The organism is Lysinibacillus sp. UGB7 (assembly GCF_049058285.1).
GTDB lineage: Bacteria > Bacillota > Bacilli > Bacillales_A > Planococcaceae > Lysinibacillus > Lysinibacillus sphaericus_B.
On the sequence record NZ_JBMGUV010000067.1, the window covers coordinates 1 to 5,728 of the forward strand.

Here is a 5,728-nt window from a genome sequence, read left to right on the forward strand (position 1 = left end):
GTTTTAAAGTTGAAAATGTAGAATTAATCTGTATGAAAGACTGATAAATCAGTTTTTAAAAACCAAAAAAGAAGTGGAACCTACATTTAAAACTGACCAAAAGGGTAGCACAAAAATAACATCATCCAACCAGTTGAAAATAATTATCGGCAACTGGTTGTTTAATTAAATTAATCTCAATTAGTATTGTTATAATTGATAAAATAATTTCGTGTAGTTAATTATTCCACAATTTCTGTTATTGTGATTTAATCCTGCTTGAACATCGCAGAAACGGCCAAAGCAAATGGTGTGGACTTCTATCAATACCTGATGAAGTTAATGACGGATTTACCGAATCTGGATATCCACCGAAACCTAGAAATTTTAAATCAGTACATGCCTTGGTCAAAAAACATCCAAGCTGCATGTGGAAAATAAAATAGCCGTATATCTGATGAAAAATCAATGGTATACGGCTAATCGTGATGCGTACCGAGAAGGTGCGCCTATTTTTTATAATTCGGGCTTACGTTAAATAAAGGAAGCATTAATTTTGTAGATAATTTTTAAAGTTACCATACGTATAAGTACTTGCTCAATTTTTAGTAATAAAAAAGTGGAATAGCATACCAGGATTACTGGATACTCATTTCACTTTTTCTCTTGCACTTTTTCATTCCTGGGCAATATTATTAAAGCAATTATTACCGAAGCATTCATAGTAATACTTGTAAAAACAGACTGTCTCATGTTTAAATTCAACAATTCATATTACACCCTACTCTTGAACTTGATGATACTGTTCATTGGGTTCAATAACAATTCACGGAACACTTGGCTATTTAACACCAGTGGAAATCAAGTAATAACCCTGCGTGGGGTTAGGAAATTCTATTTAAATACCTTATACATCGCTCACAGCGTTATTTATAAGGGCATCCCTTCATGCCCAGGGATTGCTGGATTCCGAATGTTTCTAGGGCATTTGAAATGAGCATAATATCAAACTCTTTTCCTCGGTTTGTATGAAACGTTTGAAAGTCGTTCAAGTTACCTAGATCTTTGGACTAGTATCAAACATACGTTAGCATATTACAAACCGCATAAATCAACATGTAATGAAGCGCTGGTAAAAAAAGAATTATAGCGTCATTTTGAACAAAAAGAGCAGTTGCTGTCATCATGGTGATTTAACATATGAAGTGTCGGAACAAAATGGCATTATGTATGCTTATTTGTCGATCCTTTTCAATCGTGAAATCATTGACCGTAGTGCTGGTGCAACTAAGACAGCAGAGCTAGTTTATCTTGGCTCTGGTAATCTACTTAGTTCTTACTTGATTTTACGTTTGGTGGAAGCCCTTTTCAGTTACAATACCCCATATTTTACCTTTTCTATCCCGATTTTTTAATTACCCTTTCGTCATCAAGAAACATTACAATAAACTCATCTGTTAAATTATTATTGAATGATTAATTCCTTTCTCTTCTGCAATAGAGTTTCTTCCCGATTTGAAGGAAATTGTTCAATATCAACTACACTGTTTTCATGTATAGAATATTTAATTTATGCCAAAATACCCCACTTAAGATAAACAGATTTTATTTTTTAATCTGTCTACTTAATGGGGAGCATACCTTTTTTTTGAAATGGAAGAACAAAAAATCTTGGCTTATGCTATTGCCTATGTTGAAGGTAAGATTGAATCTAATGAAAAATTTTCAGAAAAATATGAAGGGGACAAAGAAAGTTTAGCGCAATTTGGATTAGTCGAAAAGTACAAACAAGAATTAAAGGAATTAAACTATTTATTTGAAGATGAGTATAAAAGATAATTATCAAAAAAAAATAAAAAAACCTGCTATTTTATTTTATTAAAAGTCAAGAAAATAACTAAGAAGCCCGATAATAAATTGTTTTATTATAATGTCAAACATTATATAGGGTAAAAAAGAAAGGATAGATGAACAGGAGATATACCTGCTTACATCTATCCTTTTTGTACAACATATGACCTCATTTACAACAACAACATCAAATTCCCCACTATAATACCACAACAAGTAATCATTTGTTTCTTTCACAATCGCGCCCAATTGTTGAAGATATCTATTAGCTCACCAAACATATAGCTATTCACTTCAGTAAACCCTTAAACTTCAAGGGCTTCTCCTATAACTAAAATGGAAATAAGCGCTGACCCTTGCTAGGATCAACGCATCTCGTTAGTAATAATCGAAAAATATTTACCTTTTAAGGTAGAGTTACTGTAAAGCAGATTGAGAGATTTAGACGGTGATTTTTCTCTTTATCTGAGAAGTTATACGTATATGTTTTGTATATATTTCCTCGTTTTCATGATATCACGAAAAAGTTAGGCTCTGCCTAACCCCACAACCATTTTGGGGGCACTTTTTCCTTAAATAAAGTATAAACATTTAGTCATAGGGATATATATCACTCTTTGGGAGGTAGGTCTCCAACGACCATTTCTACAATAATACCTTCTATCACCAATACAAGTTGAGGACCCTTCTTGACATGGGCCCATACCTGAACCATATTGTGGCCATGTTGGTGTATTATCACTCTGACAATATTGGGAGGTAGGTATCCAATGACCATTTCTACAATAATACCTTCTATCACCAACACAAGTTGAGGACCCTTCTTGACATGGGCCCATACTTGAACCATATTGTGGCCATGTTGGTGTATTATCACTCTGACAATATTCGTAGGTAGGTCTCCAACGACCATTTCTACATACAAAATACATATCACCAACACAAGTTGTGGACCCTTCTTGTTGACATGGGCCTATATCATCAGGAAAAGAACCATATTGCCAAGTCATCAAAGTCACTTCCTTTTTCTTTTTTATAAACCATATATAACCGTCAGGTAACTTTGAACACTTTACTGAAAAATAGTGTTCAGTCTTATTCAACATTTTCAGGTAAGAAAATTTTCATTTCTACTTGGCAGTTACACCATATTCTAAGTTATGAAATGGAAATGATTACTACTAGGCCATCTTCATCGTATTGGCATAATTGGACCAGATGGCAACTCAGGGAGGCTAAAACGTCTTTTGTAGATATTACAGATGGATCAAAAAGAACACTAAGGTATCCAATTCAACTTATCGAATATTTGTCGAATCTCAAAGTCGTCAAACGGTTTCAGGAACTGTATATGTAAGAGGAGTTTCGAGTAGGAGGGAATGATTAACTCCCGACCACCGTACGTACGGTTCCGTATACGGCGGTTCCATGAAGTCTGACGGACAGCGATTTTGTATCTCCCTGTCCGTTTGCTCAGACTGTAAATAAAGTTGAGCAAGTATCATAGTATGCAATATTTTATACAAGTTCCAGGTAGTAAGACTGCCTTAAATCAATGGTTTGTTTGCCAATAGAAACAGAATGTTCCTTACGTTGTTGATGTACTTTATCAAGCCACTGACGTTCTTCCGTTTTGTAAATTTAACTAACAAAAGCCCTAACACAATTAGTCGATTTTTATCAGCATTAAAATCATTTTATAAGTCCATGATACGGTTAAAGCAGTATCACTTTAGTAATCCATTAATAGATGGTCAGGCTATCCTACTTGAATTGTCTACTTCCATTTTTTAAATGGTTAGAGGAAGAAAGTAACTATCAAGGAAACAAAGTTCAATGGAATGATTCAGAAGTAAAAATACGTGTTGTGGTTGAAGATTTATGATATTGCAGAGCTTTTTCCAATTCTCCCTAAACAATCATGATAATAATCTGTCAAAGGAATAAAGGGCTGGTAATCTTTAAATACAAGTAACTGGTATTTACTTTCAATATGCTTCGGACAATACTCAAACCAATACAATTATTATCCCCCCCTAAAAAAGAACGTATGTTGCTATATTAATAGCTTTCTCATTCATTGTAAAATGTTTAACTTTTTAACAAATGTACATGAGAAAGTTAATGAAAATAAAAAGCACATCACTAAAATTTGCATTTAGTAATGTGCATTTTTATTTAATGTGTAACATTATAAAAGAAACACTATTGAATAAGACATACTGTACAATTACTTGTACTTAATCTTACAAAGTAGCAGGTTTTTTTATTATGTTTATAAAATTTTGTGGAAAAATGAAAGTGAAATATATGTTATAGAATTAGTATAAATATCAATTTTATACCATAAGTTTTTTGTTTATACAAAATTGGATAGTGAAATATAAATGTTCGTTTAATTTTTTGAATAGATTAATGTCACTTTATAGAACATAGATTCGATTGTCATATATATAAAATTAGCGTAAAATGATGTTTAATTAAAAGTAAATAGATAAATAGAAGAAAAATAGTTAAAATTTATGTATTATTATAGGTTTTTACTCCCAAAGAACCTTAAAACGAAATAGAAAAAGCCTGACGCTCCCACACGTCAGACTCACAAGAAAAATCTACTAAAATAAGTTTAGCGGCTTATTTTGTTACTTATATGTATATAATTCTAACACCCATTAGATTATTTGTAAACATATAAGTGATGTTTTCTTTAGATGATTTTTTCAATATTTTTAATTTTCATTCAATGCCAAATAATTTGGGGTTTTAGGATTTTTAGCATTAAGAATTTAACCTGGAAAATTTTGGTTTTATTTATTATAATTTTTGAATGAAATAAAAATGGTGTATTATACTTACCTCTTGACTGTAAAAAGGGAGAGTATATATGTGAGAATGATAATTTGTCGGCTTTTATGGGGACTTAACAGGTCCGTATTTAGTCGGCATTTTTTTGTGGAATTAACAAGCGTCGGGGACCAATAGGAGGTCGTCCGGTATGGAAGAATTCACATTAAACAGATATACGAAAAATATTGATTTAAAAAGCATTATAAATACCTTTATGCATCAGGGATTAACTGATTATAGTCCAAAAAGTATACAATATCATAATTTGGATGAAAATGATGGTAATCGAAGGGGTCATTTTTGCAGTTCGTAATAAAGGCTACTTTACTGAAAATGGTGTAAAAGGATTTATCATAACTTCAAAAAACGCTTTATTTCAGCAAGCTAATTATATTACTCATTGGACGCCAAATGTTTATCGTTTTGGCTCTTAAACGGATCCTATGAAAACTTACATAAAGGGATTCGAAGAATCTAATCTACAGCAAATCAATGCCTTTGTATTTGAGGTTGACTCTAAAGATTTGAGTGCCGGTGAAATCATTCTAAAGTGCGAGGACTTAGGACTAGGTATTCCGACAATGATTGTAGAAACTGATCGTGGATTCCATATTTATTTTGCTTTAACTAAGCCTATGTTTATTGACTCTAAAACCAATTTTAAAGCACTTTTGGTTGCCAAACGAATTACTAATAATATAAAAAATGCACTATTTAAAGAAATAGGTGCTGATTTTAACTGCAATTCTTTCGGTTTTTTTCGTATGCCTACAAAACATAATGTTGTTTGGTACTCAGAAAATCTTACGTATAATGTGCAGCGCTTTATGGCATGGTCAATGCAATATGAGGACGATCAAGCAATAAATTACATAATAGACGATATTAGAGATATAAAAATGAATCGAACATCAATAAATTTAGAGTGGATTGTTCCCTTACTCAATAATGACAAAATTAAAGGTGATAAGGGGCAACTAGGGCGAAACAATATTATGTTTACGCTTGCTTTGACTTGCTTAAAAAACGGAAAAACTAGTGATGAAGCATA

At 32.2% G+C, this 5,728-nt stretch carries 3 protein-coding genes and 3 pseudogenes; all 6 read left to right on the forward strand.

The annotated features are described in order from the left end of the window. Positions 1-255 precede the first annotated feature (255 nt). A pseudogene (locus ACOMCU_RS27685) lies at positions 256-420 on the forward strand (transposase domain-containing protein); the annotation flags it as partial. A 716-nt stretch (positions 421-1,136) separates the two neighbouring features. Then, complete coding sequence (locus ACOMCU_RS27690; RefSeq protein ID WP_421052253.1) at positions 1,137-1,394, forward strand: hypothetical protein; 258 nt, start codon at positions 1,137-1,139, stop codon at positions 1,392-1,394. Positions 1,395-1,650: 256 nt separating this feature from the next. Further along, a complete protein-coding gene (locus ACOMCU_RS27695; protein WP_421052254.1) occupies positions 1,651-1,818 on the forward strand; it encodes a hypothetical protein in 168 nt (55 codons plus the stop codon). 1,638 nt (positions 1,819-3,456) lie between these two features. Beyond that, a pseudogene (locus tag ACOMCU_RS27700) lies at positions 3,457-3,615 on the forward strand (site-specific integrase); the annotation flags it as partial. 1,337 nt (positions 3,616-4,952) lie between these two features. Next, positions 4,953-5,111: a hypothetical protein gene (locus tag ACOMCU_RS27705; protein ID WP_421052255.1), complete on the forward strand. Its 159-nt coding sequence runs from the start codon at positions 4,953-4,955 to the stop codon at positions 5,109-5,111. Positions 5,112-5,120: 9 nt separating this feature from the next. Further along, positions 5,121-5,728: pseudogene (locus ACOMCU_RS27710) on the forward strand (replication initiation protein); the annotation flags it as partial.

Excerpts from the sequence above, each read along its gene's own strand:
- ACOMCU_RS27705 (WP_421052255.1), top strand. The coding sequence starts at position 4,953 with ATGATGGTAATCGAAGGGGTCATTTTTGCAGTTCGTAATAAAGGCTAC.